The sequence below is a fragment of the Streptomyces sp. NPDC004542 genome (assembly GCF_040610035.1).
Taxonomy (GTDB): Bacteria; Actinomycetota; Actinomycetes; order Streptomycetales; family Streptomycetaceae; genus Streptomyces.
Genome location: NZ_JBEXLP010000131.1, coordinates 1 through 14,981 on the forward strand (window position 1 = coordinate 1; position 14,981 = coordinate 14,981).

General features: G+C 72.3%; 16 protein-coding genes. 5 read left to right on the forward strand and 11 right to left on the reverse strand.

Features of this window, described 5'->3' with window-relative positions; all coding sequences use genetic code 11:
* The coding region (locus ABZX30_RS35720) for a beta-ketoacyl synthase N-terminal-like domain-containing protein (RefSeq protein ID WP_355941876.1) at positions 1–657 on the reverse strand (657 nt) is incomplete at its 3' end.
* A gap of 398 nt (positions 658–1,055) precedes the next feature.
* Between ABZX30_RS35720 and ABZX30_RS35725 the strand changes: the two genes are divergently transcribed.
* Positions 1,056–1,907, forward strand: coding sequence for a mycofactocin-coupled SDR family oxidoreductase (locus ABZX30_RS35725; RefSeq protein WP_355941879.1), 852 nt, complete (start codon positions 1,056–1,058; stop codon positions 1,905–1,907).
* Between the two features lie 52 nt (positions 1,908–1,959).
* A complete protein-coding gene (locus tag ABZX30_RS35730; protein ID WP_355941882.1) occupies positions 1,960–2,457 on the forward strand; it encodes a flavin reductase family protein in 498 nt (165 codons plus the stop codon).
* Between the two features lie 799 nt (positions 2,458–3,256).
* On the opposite strand, the gene ABZX30_RS35735 is transcribed toward ABZX30_RS35730, so the two are convergent.
* The 4 genes from ABZX30_RS35735 to ABZX30_RS35750 form a co-directional block, all read right to left on the reverse strand.
* Positions 3,257–4,723, reverse strand: coding sequence for an MFS transporter (locus ABZX30_RS35735; protein ID WP_355941885.1), 1,467 nt, complete (start codon positions 4,721–4,723; stop codon positions 3,257–3,259).
* Positions 4,724–4,939: 216 nt separating this feature from the next.
* Entirely contained in the window at positions 4,940–5,359 is a 420-nt protein-coding gene (locus ABZX30_RS35740) for an SRPBCC family protein (RefSeq protein ID WP_355941888.1), read from the reverse strand.
* A 244-nt stretch (positions 5,360–5,603) separates the two neighbouring features.
* Entirely contained in the window at positions 5,604–5,723 is a 120-nt protein-coding gene (gene mftA, locus ABZX30_RS35745; RefSeq protein ID WP_355941891.1) for a mycofactocin precursor MftA, read from the reverse strand.
* 148 nt (positions 5,724–5,871) lie between these two features.
* Positions 5,872–6,948, reverse strand: coding sequence for an acyl-CoA desaturase (locus ABZX30_RS35750; protein WP_355941894.1), 1,077 nt, complete (start codon positions 6,946–6,948; stop codon positions 5,872–5,874).
* A 441-nt stretch (positions 6,949–7,389) separates the two neighbouring features.
* Here ABZX30_RS35750 and ABZX30_RS35755 point away from each other — a divergent pair, with 441 nt between their 5' ends.
* Positions 7,390–8,169, forward strand: coding sequence for a DUF4097 family beta strand repeat-containing protein (locus tag ABZX30_RS35755; RefSeq protein ID WP_355941897.1), 780 nt, complete (start codon positions 7,390–7,392; stop codon positions 8,167–8,169).
* Positions 8,170–8,269: 100 nt separating this feature from the next.
* Here the strand turns inward: ABZX30_RS35755 and ABZX30_RS35760 are convergent, their stop codons facing one another.
* The 6 genes from ABZX30_RS35760 to mftD form a co-directional block, all read right to left on the reverse strand.
* Positions 8,270–8,419 (reverse strand): hypothetical protein, encoded by a 150-nt coding sequence (locus tag ABZX30_RS35760; RefSeq protein WP_355941900.1) that lies wholly within the window; start codon positions 8,417–8,419, stop codon positions 8,270–8,272.
* Between the two features lie 252 nt (positions 8,420–8,671).
* Positions 8,672–9,871, reverse strand: coding sequence for a mycofactocin radical SAM maturase (mftC, locus tag ABZX30_RS35765; RefSeq protein WP_355941903.1), 1,200 nt, complete (start codon positions 9,869–9,871; stop codon positions 8,672–8,674).
* Positions 9,868–10,182: a mycofactocin biosynthesis chaperone MftB gene (mftB, locus tag ABZX30_RS35770; RefSeq protein ID WP_355941906.1), complete on the reverse strand. Its 315-nt coding sequence runs from the start codon at positions 10,180–10,182 to the stop codon at positions 9,868–9,870. The genes mftC and mftB overlap by 4 nt, the downstream gene beginning before the upstream one ends.
* Positions 10,183–10,286: 104 nt before the next feature.
* Entirely contained in the window at positions 10,287–11,756 is a 1,470-nt protein-coding gene (gene mftF, locus ABZX30_RS35775; RefSeq protein ID WP_355941909.1) for a mycofactocin biosynthesis glycosyltransferase MftF, read from the reverse strand.
* Positions 11,753–12,499, reverse strand: coding sequence for a mycofactocin biosynthesis peptidyl-dipeptidase MftE (gene mftE, locus ABZX30_RS35780; protein WP_355941912.1), 747 nt, complete (start codon positions 12,497–12,499; stop codon positions 11,753–11,755). Before mftE ends, mftF begins: the two co-directional genes overlap by 4 nt.
* Positions 12,496–13,689 (reverse strand): pre-mycofactocin synthase MftD, encoded by a 1,194-nt coding sequence (gene mftD / locus ABZX30_RS35785; protein WP_355941915.1) that lies wholly within the window; start codon positions 13,687–13,689, stop codon positions 12,496–12,498. Before mftD ends, mftE begins: the two co-directional genes overlap by 4 nt.
* Before the next feature lie 685 nt (positions 13,690–14,374).
* Here mftD and ABZX30_RS35790 point away from each other — a divergent pair.
* Complete coding sequence (locus ABZX30_RS35790; RefSeq protein ID WP_355941918.1) at positions 14,375–14,551, forward strand: hypothetical protein; 177 nt, start codon at positions 14,375–14,377, stop codon at positions 14,549–14,551.
* Between the two features lie 242 nt (positions 14,552–14,793).
* Positions 14,794–14,981, forward strand: a 188-nt coding sequence (locus ABZX30_RS35795) for a hypothetical protein (RefSeq protein ID WP_355941921.1), incomplete at its 3' end; no start/stop codon positions are given.

Genomic DNA, 14,981 nt, shown 5'->3' on the forward strand with positions numbered 1-14,981 from the left:
GACCCCGCCGGCGAGGGCGAGCGAGCACTCGCCGGAACGCAGCGCCTGCACCGCCAGATGCAGCGCGACCAGCGACGACGAGCACGCCGTGTCGACGCTCACCGCCGGACCTTCGAGGCCGAGCGTGTAGGCGACCCGGCCGGAGGCGATGGATCCGGCGACGCTGCTGTACGGGTAGTCGTGGTACATGATCCCGGCGAAGACGCCGGTGCGGCTGCCCTTGAGGGACAGCGGATCGATACCGGCGCGCTCCACCGCCTCCCAGGCGGTCTCCAGCAGCAGCCGCTGCTGGGGGTCCACCACCGGCGCCTCGTTGGGGCTGATGCCGAAGAAGGCGGGGTCGAAGTCGGCGGCACCGTGCAGGAATCCGCCTTCGCGTACGTACGTCTTGCCGGCCCGGCCGGGCTCGGGGTCGTAGACGGCGGGATCCCAGCCGCGGTCGGCGGGGAACTCCGACACGGCGTCGACGCCGTCGGCCACCAGCCGCCACAGGTCCTCCGGACAGACCACGCCCCCCGGGTACCGGCACGCCATCCCCACGATCGCGATCGGCTCCCGCTGGGCGGCGGACAGCCTGCGGTTCTGTCCGCGCAGTCGCTCGGTCTCCTTGAGGGAGGCCCGAAGTGCCTCGACAAGCCGCTGGTCGGAGTTGGCCATAACGGTTTTCCCACTCCCCGTGTCAGGTCGTGAATACTGTTGTTCTCGAAATCCGGTCGCCGTGTGGAAAACCGTAGGACAGCGGGTGATGACCGTGACCCCTAACAAGTCCCTTAAGCGGCCCGACGAATTGTGTCGGCCCGCCTCGGCCACAGCACCCTCAAGCCCCCTAAGAAAGCGCGCCGACGACGAATAGGGGGACGCGTCCGGCCTCTTCGCGACAGGGGAACGGTACAAAGAATTCGAGTCGGCGCATGGCGCGTCGCGAGGCCGCAGTGAGCGTTTCTGTCCGGCCCTTCATGCCTTCTGGCAGTTCAGCGCCTGCCCGGCCCGCCCCGGGCCCGCCTGGCCGGGCCGCCGTCCGTCATGTCACTACAGCAAAACGTCTGGAGGGCCCCATGGGCCGGGTAGAAGGCAAGGTCGTCGTCATCACCGGTGCGGCACGCGGGCAGGGACGCAGCCACGCCGTGCGTCTGGCCGAGGAAGGCGCCGACATCATCGCGATCGACCTCGGCGAGGACATCGACGTCGTCGGGTACGCGCTGGGCACCGCCGAGGAACTGGCGGAGACCGCCCGCCTGGTGGAGAAGGCCGGCCGACGCGTGGTCACCAAGCTGGCCGACATCCGCGACCGTGCCGCGCTGCGCAAGGCGATCGACGAGGGTGTCGCCGAGCTCGGCCGGCTGGACGTGGTCGTGGCCAACGCGGCCATCGGCCCGGTCGGCGCCGACCGTCCGCTGAGCGCGTTCACCGAGGCCGTCGACGTGAACCTCAGCGGCACTTTGAACACGGTCCACGCGGCGCTGCCGCACCTTCAGGAGGGCGCCTCGATCATCCTGATCGGGTCGGCCGCCGCCTACTTCGCGTCGTACGGCGGCGACCCGGGCGGCATGGGCCCCGGCGGCATCGGCTACGCCTTCACCAAGCAGATGCTCGGGCACTACACCAACTGGTTCGCGCCGTTCCTGGCCCCCCGCGGCCTGCGGATCAACGTGGTGCACCCGACCAACGTCAACACCCCGATGCTGCACAACGAGGCCATGTACAAGGTGTTCCGGCCCGACCTGGAGCACCCGGTCCAGCAGGACGCGGAGCCCGGCTTCGGCATGGTGCAGGCGATGCCCATCCCGTACGTCGAGCCGATCGACATCTCCCACGCCGTTACCTACCTCGCCTCCGACGAGTCGCGATACGTCACCGGCACCCAGATGCGCGTGGACGGCGGCGCGGTCGTCAAGAACGGCAAGTGAGGCGTGGGTTCGCCGGCAGGCAGGCCCGCCCGGGTACGAAGGAGGTAATCGGATGACGCCCGCCGTGCACGTCGCCGCGGACCTGTCGGAGCGGTTCCGCGAGGCGATGGCCTCGTACCCCAGCGGTGTGACGATCGTGACCACCACCGACGACCAGGGCGGGTGGCGCGGCTTCACGGCCACGTCGTTCACCTCGCTGTCCGTCGATCCGCCGTTGGCACTGGTCTGCCTGGCGCGGACCGCCCAGTGCCACGCCGCGTTCGAGAAGGCACGCTCGTGGGTCATCCAGGTCGTGCCGTCCCGCCGCGCGGACCTGGCCACCCGGTTCGCCACCAGGGGCGCGGACAAGTTCGGCCAGGGCGACTTCCGGGCCAACGCGGCCGGCCACCCCGTCCTCCAGGAGGCCGCCGCGGTACTGGAGTGCGAGGCCTACGTCCGTCACGACGTCGCCGACCACACGATTCTCGTCGGCCGCGTCCAGGACGTCCGCCTGCACGACGCGCCCCCGGCCGTCTACTTCCGCCGCGGCTTCCACGCCCTGGCAGGCTGAGCCACCCCAGGAAACCACCCGTCAGCCGGGGGTGGTGCGGACCCCGCGAAGGGCCCGCACCACCCCCGGCTGCTCACTTGTGCCCTCAGCCCGTCCCGCATGCCGGGCGCGGGCGCGTCATCGTCGGCTCCGCCCGCACACCGGGCCCATGGCGACCACCCCGCGCCCCTGCTCCGCGCGGGCGGAGCGGATGCGCGGTGCCGACGGCAGGATCCGTTCGTAGCGGCTGCCGCGGCGTGACCCGCCGGAGAACGACCGGTCTCCCTCCGGCCGGCACCTGTACGGACCCGTCGGCACCGTTCGCTCCGGCCGGCACCGTCCGCTCCGGCCGGCACCGTTCGCTCCGGCCGGCACCGTTCGCTCCGGCCGGCACCGTCCGCTCCGGCCGGCACCGTTCGCTCCGGCCGGCACCTGTACGGACCCGTCGGCACCGTTCGCTCCCGTCGGCACCGTTCGCTCCCGCCGGCACCTGTACGGACCCGTCGGCACCGTCCGCTCCCGCCGGCACCTGTACGGACCCGCCGGCACCGTCCGCTCCCGCTGGCGCCGCCTGCTCCCGTCCGCACTTCCCACTCCCGCCGGCACCGTCCGCTCCCGTCGGCACCGCCCACTCCCGCCCGCACCGCCCGCTCCCCGTACCGCGGCGGACAGCCGAAGGGCGGGGCACCGGACCGTTCCTGCGGTCCGGCACCCCGCCCTCGCGCGGTGCGATGCGGTGCGGTGCCCCCTGCCGGAGCACCGGCCGGTGCACCGGCAGGGGGCACCGACCCGTGTACTACCCGGTCATCAGCTCACAGGCTCACCGTCCGGAGGCAACCGCCTCCGCGCCCTGCCCCTGTCCCCGGCCCTGCGCTCCGGCGGTCGCGGGGTCTGTGTGCGGCCGCAGCTTCGGCATGAACAGCGCGCACAGGCCCGACAGGGCGAACGCGGCGACCGTGACCCACAGGCCGTAGGTGACGGCGTCGTTGTACGTGCCGAAGGTCGGCCTGTCGCCGGCGGTGTTGAAGAAGACGACACCGGCGACGGCCACGCCCATCGAGTAGCCGACCTGCTGGAAGGTGGTGAAGACACCCGACGCGGCACCCGCGGAGGCCGGCGGGACGCTGCGCAGCGCCTCGTCCAGGAGCGGCACGATCAGCAGGACCATGCCGGCGCCGGAGAGGCCGAGGGCGGGCGCCAGGTCCCAGCCGGACAGGTCCTTGCCCTGGTCGTGGACGGCCCAGATCGCCCAGACGAACGCGGCCGCCTGGATCAGTCCGCCCGCGAAGATGACGTACTTGCCGAACTTCTTCGCCAGCGGCGCACCGGCCGGGGTGACGAGGAGCGAGCCGACGGTCATGGCGAAGATCGTCAGACCGGTGGCCAGCGGAGAGAAGCCGAGGGCGATCTGCAGGTAGTAGCCGAGGGCGATCATGTAACCGCCGTTGGCCATCCAGAACAGGATCTGCACGACCAGACCGCTGCTGAAACCGTGGTCCGAGAACAGTTTCAGCGGCAGCAGGGCCGAGCCGTCGCGCCGTGTCTTCGCGCGCTGCTGCAGGATGAAGGCGATGACCATGACCGGGGCGGCGGCCAGCATGCCCCAGATCCACGGCGCCCAGTCGGCCATGCGTCCGTCGATCAGCGGGAATTCGATGAGGAAGACCCCGGAGGCGGCGAGCACGACTCCGAGGAGGTCCAGCTTCAGCGGGTCCTCGGAGCGGCTGTTGGGGACGAAGAAGCCCGCGAGTGCCAGCAGCAGCAGGCAGACGGGCACGTTGACCAGGAAGACGATGCGCCAGCCCAGGCCGAACAGGTCGGCGCCGACCATCCAGCCGCCCGCGATGAGACCGACGACGGAGCCGAGGGCGCTGATCGCGCCGATCAGGCCGTAGATCTTGCCGCGTTCGGCGGGTTCGTACATGACCTGGACGGAGGACAGGACCTGGGGCACCATCACGCCCGCGAACGCGCCCTGCACCACGCGGGCCGCCACGAGCAGCTGCCCGGTGTCGGCGGCGGAGGCCCACAGAGAGGTGGCGCCGAAGCCGGCGACACCGATGAGGAACACGGTCCGGCGGCCGTAGATGTCGCCCAGGCGGCCGCCCGTGATGAGCAGGACGGCGAAGGCCAGCAGATAGCCCGCCATGATCCATTCGAGGTGGGCGTCGGTGGCGTGCAGGTCCTTCTTGATGGACGGCAGTGCGACGTTGGTGATCGTGGTGTCGACCAGGTCCATGAACTGCGCGACGATCAGGGTTGTGATCGCGATGGTCCGTTTCTTCACGACGGACTCTCCTCACTCGAGAGGTCGGCGCGCGGGTCGCGAACCCGGTTGCGTCACCGACTGCTGTAGGGGACACGCCGTCGCAGGCGCCCCCGGTCGTCCGGTGTGGCGTGGCGCGAAGGCTGAGCGGTGGGGGGAGGCCGGGGCCTTGTGGTACCGGCCGGGGCCGCCGCGCTCCCGCTCGGGGCGGAAGCGCCGCGCGATGCCCGACAGGGCCTAGCCGGCGGCGAGCTTGGCGAGGTTCAGCACGCCGGCCGACAGGCCCGTGGTGAGGAGGGGGCCCTGCGCGGCGCCGACCTGGTCGGCGGGCGGACCGTCGAGCCGCATGGTGTGCGTGATCAGCGTGCCGCCGCCTTCCAGCGGGGTGAGGTGGCAGACGGACTGTGCGACCAGCCCGCCGCCGGGACGGGTCTCCATGGTGAAGCCGGTGCCCGGCTCCACCGCGGTCAGCGTGAACGGCACCGGCGGACGGCCCTCGTTGGTCACGGTGCCCGTGGTGCCGGCGGCGAAGGGGCCCGTGCGCTCGATCGCGACCAGGTCAGGATTCCAGCTCGGCCATGTCGCCGGGTCCTCGTAACAGCTCCACACCGCCTGCGGTGCCGCGGCGGTCTCGGCGGTCTGCGTGGTCTCCCACATGATCGTCTCCTAGACGAGCGTTTAATACATACTTACGATTAAGACGACTGTACAGATCGTGCTCGCCGACCGCAACCGAGTAGGCCGAACAACTCGTGTGCCAGGCAAAGGAGTCGACGGTGGTGAACCCACAGCGGGCGCCCTCGGCGAAGCGCCCGTCACATCCCCTGCAGACATGCCAAAATGACCGCCCCCACGGATCGCGGCGGACGGAGAAGGGCATCCATTCCGTGACGGCGACGCGTCAGTAGACGCCGCACATGCCGTCGATGGAGACCTCCTCGACGAGCAGGTCCTGCTCTATGTCCGCGTCCTCGGCCGCGGGCACCTCGACAGCCTCGCTGTCACGCGCAGTCTCGGACACGGGAACTCCTCACCGGGGTGGACGGTCGGACAGCGGTGCCGACCTGGCCTCGACACTAGCCACGCCGGAGGGACGCCAGAAGGCGCGAAGACCCCTATCTCCCCGGTCAGGGTGGGGATAGGGGTCTTCACCGTCGTGTGTACGACCGTCAGCGCGTCCTGCGCTGCCGCCTGATCGGCTCCCCCACCCGGTGCAGATGCGTGAGGGCCTCGCGGTAGGACCGGATCAGCCCGGTCTCGTGATACGGCACGCCGATCTCCGCGCAGTACGCGCGCACGATGACCTGGGCCCGCCGCAGATGCGGGCTGGGCATGCTCGGGAACAGGTGGTGCTCGATCTGGTAGTTGAGCCCGCCGAGCATCACATCCGTCAGCCGGCCACCGCGCACGTTGCGGGAGGTGAGCACCTGGCGCCGCAGGAAGTCCGGCCGCTCGTCCCCCGTGAACGTGGGCATCCCCTTGTGGTTGGGAGCGAACGTGCACCCCAGGTAGACCCCGAACAGGCACTGGTGCACGGCGAGGAACGCCACCGCCTTGCCGGGGGAGAGCACCAAGAACAACGCCGACAGGTACAGCGCGATGTGCGCGAAGAGCAGGGAGCCCTCCAGCAGCCGGCTCTTCATCGACGGCGAACGCAGCGCCCGCACACTCGCCACATGCAGGTTGAACCCCTCCAGCGTCAGCAACGGGAAGAACAGTAAGGCCTGGTGACCACCGATGAGCCGGGGGAGCCCCCGGCTTTCGCGGGCCTGCTCGGTGGACCACACCAGGATGTCCGGCGCGACGTCGGGGTCGAGTTCCTCATGGTTGGGGTTGGCGTGGTGACGGGTGTGCTTGTTCATCCACCAGCCGTAGCTCATACCGATACCGAGATTGCCGAACACGCGCCCCCAGACCTCGCTCGGACGCCGCCGCGGGATGACCTGGCGGTGCGCCAGGTCATGGGTGACCAGGGCGACCTGACCGAACATCAGCGCCATGAAGGCGGCGACCGCCAGCTGCCACCAGGTGTCGCCCAGCGCGACGAACACTCCCCACCCCGCTGCCAGCAGCCCCACCACCAGGGTGAGCCGCACCGCGTAGTAGCCGGGACGCTGCCGCAGCAGACCCGCCTCGGCGATGCGCTGGGACAGTCGGGCGAAGTCGCTGCCTGAGTCGGGACCGGACCTACGAGGACGCACGGCGGGCGTTGGGGCCGCTACCGAGGCGTCGGTGGAAATCGTCATGCAGCCGAGTCTGAAGACGGCCCGCCGACCCTCACAAGCCTGCCAGGTACCGCATCCTCAGGGGAGACAACCCCCGCCAACACAGGGGGGTTAGCCTCCCCCCTACCCTCCTGACCTGCTCTTTCCAAGGGCGCCGCCACCCGCGCCCAGGGCATCCGACTCAGCCGTGCGCGCCGGAAGATAGGGGGCGTGCGCCATCGGCCACGCCCGCGCACCGCACCGCTCCGCCGCCGTCGGGGATGCCCCCCTTCCGCGCCCCCGCATGCGGAATCTGGGGTTCATTAGGGGTGCCGAGTCCGTCACCGCCCGGCCTAGGCTGACCCGATGGCGACGACGTCCGCCCATGGACCGGACGACACCGCGCCGGCCGGGCGGCCGTCGAGGCCCCACCCCCCCCCACGCGGGCTCGCACGTCCGCGACCGACGATTGGCGAAGGTGCAGTGTACGAATTCACGGCAGACGGCCCCGTAACCGCACACCTCCACGTCTCCGGCGGCCGCTGCGCCGTCCACACCGGCGACGGCCCCACCGTCACCGTCGACGTCACCCCGGCCGCGTCCTGGCGGCCCGGCGACCGCAAGGCCGCCGAACGCACCGAAGTGCGCTTCGACGCCGGTGTCCTCACCGTCCGCAACGGACAGGCGGGCGCCTGGACCGACGGGAGCGTCCGCCTCCGTGTCACCGTGCCGGCGAACTCCGCCCTCACCTACGCCTCCCACTCCGCCGACCTCGAAGCACACGGCCGGCTCGCCTCACTCGCGGCCGACAGCGGCTCCGGCGGCGTGAAAGCCGACCACATCACCGGCGACGTACGACTCGAGGCGACCTCCGGTGACGTCGAGCTCGGCACCGTCGGCGGCTCCCTCACCTACACCATCCGCTCCGGTCACCTGCGCGTCGGCCACACGGCCGGCCCTGTCCGCGGCACGTCGGCCAGCGGAGACCTGCGCCTGGGCACCGCCGACCAGGACGTCCACGTCGAGACCGGCTCCGGCGACGTACGTATCGGCACCGTGCGCACCGGCACCCTCCACGCCACCACGTCCTCCGGCGATGTGACCGTCGGCGTCGAGAAGGGCGTCGGGGTCCGCCCCACCCTGCGCACCAACAGCGGCGACCGCCACGGCGACCTCGCCCACGGCGCCCCCGCCGACGGGTTCGGAGAGATCACCGTCGACATCACCACGACCAGCGGCGACATCACACTGCGCCGCGCCTGACCCGTGCCGTGACCGCGCACGGCAGCCCGGCGGTTGCCGGCGCGGGAGTGCGCCGTCCCGGTCTCCCGCAGCCGTGTCACGGCCGTGCGCCGGCCGTCGGTCATCGCGGCCCCCGCCGCCTGCTGCCCGTGCAGGAACGCCACCAGGCGCGGGCCCGCCGCGCGGCGGCCACGGCGGTGGCCACGGCGGGGGCCTCGGCCGGCTCCAGCCCCTTGGACCCGTTGCCGAGGTGGGTGGCCGCAAGACTCATGCCACGCAGGGTCTTTCCGAGCCCGAGCCCGAGCTCGAGCCCGCACGGGGGCCCGGCACCTCCTGGAGGACCGGCGGGACGACGCCGAGAGGGCCACCGTCCTCGTGGACTGCGCGAAATGTGCGACGTCCCGTGTTCGGGATGGACGTTCCGGACGCGGACCGCCGGGCACCCGGGCTCGGCACCGGTCCTCGAGCAGCCCGGATCGCCGCCCTGCCCCGCGGCCGGCCCACCGACGGCTGACGGCCCCGCTCAGCCACCAGGTGTGAAGCCGGCCAGCGGACTGGCGTCACAGGCCCGCTCCGCCACCCCCGCCGCCTCCCGCGGCGGCCCCCAGCCGATGGCGACCGGTACCGGACGGGAAGGCCGGCGTGAGTGGTCACTGCCGGGCCGCGGCAGCGCCCCGGCGCCGACGGAGGCGAGCGCCCCCTCGGCACGGCCCTTCACACACTCAGGATCCGGCCCGTCCAGCGGCAGTCCCGTGAAGAACTTCGCGGCCATGCAACCGCCCCGGCAGGCGTCGTACGCCGAGCACTCCGCACACCCGCCACCGCCGTGCGGAGCACGCAGCCGGGCGAACAGCTCCGACTCCCGCCACACGCCGGCGAAGCCTCCCGGCGCACGGACATTGCCGGCGAGGAAGGACTCGTGAAGGGCGAACGGGCAGGCGTAGACATCGCCGACCGGATCGATCAGGCACACCACCCGCCCCGCCCCGCACAGGTTCAGCCCCGGCAGCGCGCCCGCCCCGAGCCCGTTGAGATGGAAGAAGGAGTCCCCGGTCAGCACCCCCTCCCCGTGCGCGAGCAGCCACTCGTACAGCGTCCGCTGCTGAGCGGCGGTGGGATGCAGCTCGGACCACACAGCGGCGCCCCGCCCGGAGGGCCGCAACCGGGTGATGCGCAGCTGGGCGCCGTACCCGTCGGCGAGGGCCTTGAACGCGTCCAGCTGGCCGACGTTCTGACGGGTCATCACCACGCTGATCTTGAAGCCGCGGAACCCGGCGTCCGCGAGCCGCCGCATCGCGGTCACCGCGGTGTCGTAGGAACCGGCCCCTCGTACCGCGTCGTTCACCTCGGCGGTCGCCCCGTCGAGCGAGATCTGCACGTCCACGTAGTCACTGCCGGCCAGCCACCGGGCGCGCTCCGGTGTGATCCGCACCCCGTTCGTGGAGAACTTCACCCCGACGTGATGTGCGGTGGCGTACTCGACCAGCTCCCAGAAATCCGGGCGCACCGTCGGCTCACCGCCACCGATGTTGACGTAGAAGACCTGCATCCGCTCCAGTTCGTCGATCACCGCCCGGCACTCCGCCGTGGTCAGTTCCCGCGGATCACGCCGGCCGGACGACGACAGGCAGTGCACACACGCCAGATTGCAGGCGTAGGTCAGTTCCCAGGTGAGGCAGATGGGGGCGTCCAGCCCGGCCTCGAAGTGCTCGACCAGTCTCACGCGACACTCTCCCAGCAGTCCCTTGCGCCGGAACGGGGCTCGATCACACCACTGTCGGCCAGGCCGCCCAGAGTCCGCAGATACGCGTTCCGCCGCGCATCGGCCACCCCCGCGGCGTCCAATGCGGAGTGCACATCGGCGAAGTCGGCCAACGACTGGACGATCCGCACGAGTTCGGGGCTCTTCAGAAAACACAGCCGACGAGTCCCGAAGTGATAGACGAGCGCGCCGAACGCCTCCGCCCGCACCGCGACACTCGGCGAACAACGGTGAGGACGTGACGGGTCGAACCCAACGGGACCTGGGCGCACTGTCCAGCACCTCCACGGCGAGAGTCGTCGTCCTGGGAGAGATGCTGTCAGACCTCCGCGAAAAGACCACCCCTACAAAGTCAGGGGTACCCGGGGCGGGGCGCTCAGCCCCGCCTCGTCCGCGACCTGCGGATCTCCGGGAGCAGACAGCGCGGGGACCGTCCTTTGAGCGCCCCCGCCCACACCCCCGCACCGTAGGCGAGGTCGTCCAGGCGTCGTGCCAGTACGAAACGGACGGGATCCAGCGCGGGGGCGCGCAGCCTGTGGTCCAGCGCGCCGTCGACGACCGCCGCCACCGCGACCGCCCGGCGCACGCGGGAGGAGACGAGACAGCCGACGGCACTCAGCGGCCACCAGTGCCGCAGCAGCAGCGCCGCCGTCTGCTCCGCCGTCGCGGCGACGCCCCATCCGGTCAGGGACACCGCGATGCGCCCCGCACCGGTGCTGTCCGCGGGGACCTTGCGAGCGTAGCCGCGGGCCACCGCGGTGAGCACCGCGGCCGCCACGGGTACCGACCAGCGCCGCTGCGCCAGGAGCGCGGCAGCCAGGACCGCCGCCCAGGGCGTGAGCGTCGCCGGGGCGACCGCGGATCCGTGCCGGACGGCCAGGGTGTGTGCCCCGGAACCGTAGTACGCCTTGCGGCTCAGCCAGTCGGTGAACCGGGTGCGGTGGTCGTGACGCACGGTCGCGGAGGGGTCGTAGCGGATCCGGTGGCCCTCGGCGGCCAGTCGCCAGACCAGGTCGACGTCCTCCCCGACGCGCATCGTCTCGGTGAACCCGGACCCGAGCGCCTCGACGCGCGCCACGAGGCAGGCGCTGGGCAGCCACGACACCCGGGCGCGGGGATGCACGAGCGCGGGATGGGTGTGCAGGTCGAGCGAGGACCTGGCCGCCTCGTAGCGCGCGATCCAGTTGCCCCGGTCCGGCGTGTCCGTGTCGTGCAGGCCGAGGACCCGGGGCCCGACGAGGGCCAGCCGGGAATCGTGGAAGTGGCGCAGCAGCATCTGCAGCGTGTCCTGGCCGACGACCATGTCCGAGTCGACGAAGGCGACGAAGGGCGTGCCGACCTGCCGCAACCCCGCGTTGCGGGCGGCCGCCGGGCCGCGGTTCTCCGGCAGGGCGATGAGACGGGCTCCGTGGGCCGCGACGGTCTCGGCCACCGCGTCCGGGTCGCGGGAGGCGTCGTCCACGACGATCACGGGCACGCGCCCCCCGATGCCGGTCAGCAGCCGGTCCAGAGCCGGCGCCCGGTCCCGGACCGGTACCACCACGGTCAGCCCGGTCAGGTCCGCCGGGGGGAGTTGCGCGGCGACGGGATGCGCCATGCCGAGTGCGACGAGCCGGTCCGCGAGCCGCACGGACGCCGGGCCGGCCAGCCGGATCCTGCCGTTCCGCAGCAGCGGCAGGGCGCGTTCACCGAGGCGTATCAGACGCGGTGGTGAGCCTCCGACCAGGACGCGTCCACCGTCGTAGCGCAGGACGCGGCGCCCGAGTTCGACGACGGATCCGGCCGGGAGCGAGGACGTCGTCCCCGCCGGGCCCCCCTGCGCAGCGGCCTGCCGTGCCCCGGTCATGCCCTCACCCCTGCCGGGAGCAGCCGGCCACGCGCGTCCGCACGGCCGTACGCGATGCGCCCGGCGACGTCCGCCACCAGGGCCGCGAGGAGACGGGCTCCTTCCGAGGCCGTCGCGGTGGTGGGGTCGCCGAGTACTCCGGAGGGCGATACGGCGGCGATGCCACCGGCGAGGATCGAGGGCAGCAACGCCCCGAGGGGGGCCGTGTTGCCTTTCGCCGCGCGCGTCATGTCGACTCGGTCCGGGGCCAGATGCAGCATCAGCGAGGTCTCGGTGTGCCCGGCGTGCGCGTCGCCGCCCTCCGGCTCGCACGGCACCCAGGCCACGTCCCGGCCCTCTTCGACCAGCTGGCCCACGGCGCCGCTCAGGCACCCGTGATTGCCGCCGTGCGCGTTGACGAACACGATGCGTCCGGACCACAGGGCGACCGAACGGACGAGTTCCACCAGGACGAACCTCAGGGCCTCGGTGCCGATCGACATGGTGCCCGGAAAGGACTGGTGCTCCCCGCTCGCGGCGTAGACGATCGGGGGCGCCACCTGGACGTGCGCGCTCGGCAGCCGCCGGCGGAGCCGTGTGGCCGTGCCGTGCGCGACGGCGGAGGCGACCGCCGTGTCGGTGTCGAGCGGCAGGTGAGGACCGTGCTGCTCCAGGGAGCCGAGGGGGATCAGCACCAGGGGCCGCTCGGGGAGTTGCGTCCAGGGCAGGGCGGCGAGCTCCGCGGCCGGCTCGGACTCGGTCATCCCCCGGCTGCCTGGCCCCGGGTGGCGGGTGCCCGGGTGAAACCGGGGGGCACCACCACGTCGTCGGGCGTCAGTTCGTGGATCGAGGAGCGGCCGAGCCCGAGCAGCGCGGAGTCGATCCCCCGGGCCATGATGTCGAGGACGTTCTCCACCCCCGCCTGCCCTGCCGCCGCCAGCCCCCACAGATAGGCGCGGCCGATCAGCACGGCCCGCGCGCCGAGGGCGAGCGCCTTGACGACATCGCCACCCCGCCGGACGCCGCCGTCGAGCAGCACCTCGACCTCGCCGCCCACCGCGTCCGCCACCGCGGGCAGCATCCGGATCGGGGCGGGGGTCGTGTCGAGGTTGTTGCCGCCGTGGTTCGACACCGAGATGGCGGTGACCCCCGCGTCGACCGCCCGCCGGGCGTCGTCGACGCGCGAGACGCCCTTGAGCAGGAACGGGCCCTGCCACTCGTCCCGCAGCCAGCGGATGTCGTCCCAGCTGGGCGGTGGGGTGCCGATCCACTGCCCGTACGCGCCGAAGAAGGTGGGGGCGGTGCCGTCGGGGCCGGCCAGGTTGGGGGTCGTCAGGTCCGGGAGACTGCGGGCACGGGCGTACTCCAGCAGCCAGGCCGGACGGGAGAGCGCCTGCGGCGCCAGTCTGGCCATCGCCCTGAGGTCGAGCTGTTCCGGAATCCAGGGGCTGCCCCAGTCGCGGCCGTGGGAGAAGGACCAGTCGAGGGTGACGATCAGCCCGGCCGCGCCGGCGGCCCGGGCCCGGTCCATCGCCCGGATCATGGCGTCCTTCGACCCCATCCAGTACATCTGGAAGAAGGTCCTCGGGTTGGCCGCCACCACCTCTTCGACCGGCTTGCTCGCGAAGGAACTCAGGCCCATGGCGACGCCGCGCGCGGCGGCGGCGCGGGCGACGGCCACCTCGCCGTCGGGATGGACCGCCTGAACGCCCGTCGGGGAGATGACCACCGGCAGGGTGACGTCCTGGCCCAGCACCGTGGTCGCGGTGTGCCGCTCGCCCGGCAGGTCGGCCACGTGGGGGACGAAGCCCAGTTCCCCGAACGCGGTGGTGTTGTCGCGGTACGACACACCGGCCTCCGAACCGGCCAGCAGGGCCCCGTAGACCGATTTCGGCAGCCTCTTTCTGGCCCGGCGCTGGGCGTGTGCGACGGTCTCGAACCAGCTGTTGCCCATGACGCACCTCATTCATCCCGCACTCATCAACGACCCGGGTCGGTACTCCTGCCGCGGGGCGCGAGAAGTGTCGTGCGCGACGTGACGGGGCCGAACCGCACCACCGAACCATCACGGAAGCCCGGGGCGCCGGAAACCGGCTCGTGCGCGACTCGAGTGCGGCCCGCACCGATCGGTGAGCCGGTGGTGAGCACCCGGTGAGCGCCGCTCGCCACTGTGGTGTCCGCACCGGCTCCACAAGGGGACCGGGCGGACACCGACGGGAGCGGGACCATGGGTGAGCTCAACGGCAGGACAGCACTGGTGACCGGCGCGTCGCGGGGCATCGGCCGGGCCGTCGCACTGCGTCTAGGCCGGAGCCCGGGGCGACCACGGGGAAGCGGTCGCGCTCACCGACCGGGCACTCGCCCTCACCGAGCAGCTCGGCGCCGGCGCCGACACCGCCGATCTCCTGGTCACCCGGGGCGACCACCTGGCCGGCACCGCCCCCGCCGCCGCCCGCGCCGACTACACCCGGGCGGCGGATCTCGCCCGCCGCACCGGCAGCCCCGCCTGCCTGGCGGCGGCCCGGCGCGGACTCGCCGACCTCGCACTGCTGGAGGGCGATGCGGAGACCGCGGAGCGCCTGTACGGCGAGGCCCTGGAGCGGCTGGACAGCCGCTGGGTCAGGAGTCTGGGCACCCGGGTGCGCTCCCTCGCCGGACTCGCCCGCGTCGCCGAGGCCCGGGGCGACCGGAGCACGGCCCGGCTGCGCCACCGGCAGGCCGCGCAGGCGGCGTCGCTGCCCGGCACGACCGCTCCGGTCGTGCTGCGTCTGACGGGCCTGCCCGAGCTCCCGCACGGTGAGGCGGAAGGACACTGAGCCTCACGTGCCGAGCACGGGCCGCACCCTGCCCAGCATCAGCTCGAGGAACCGGTCCGGGTGCCGGAAGGACGCGAGGTGGCCGCGTCCAGTCGCTGATCGACGGCGGTCGACCGTCCGGCTGTGGGTCCGCACAAGCGCCCCTCTAACACTCCTGCCTAGCCTCTGGCCGGGGGTACGACCCGTCCGCACCGACACCAGGGCTGTCCGCCGGACCGACAGGAGCCGACACGCGTATGTCAGTGGAAACCACCGCGCCGCCAGCGAAGGCGCCCTCGCCCGCCAAGGAGATCCGCACTGTGGACCGGGTGGTCATCCGGTTCGCGGGTGATTCCGGTGACGGTATGCAGCTCACGGGTGACCGGTTCACGTCGGAGACGGCGTCGTTCGGGAATGATCTGTCGACGCTGCCGAACTTCCCGGCCGAGAT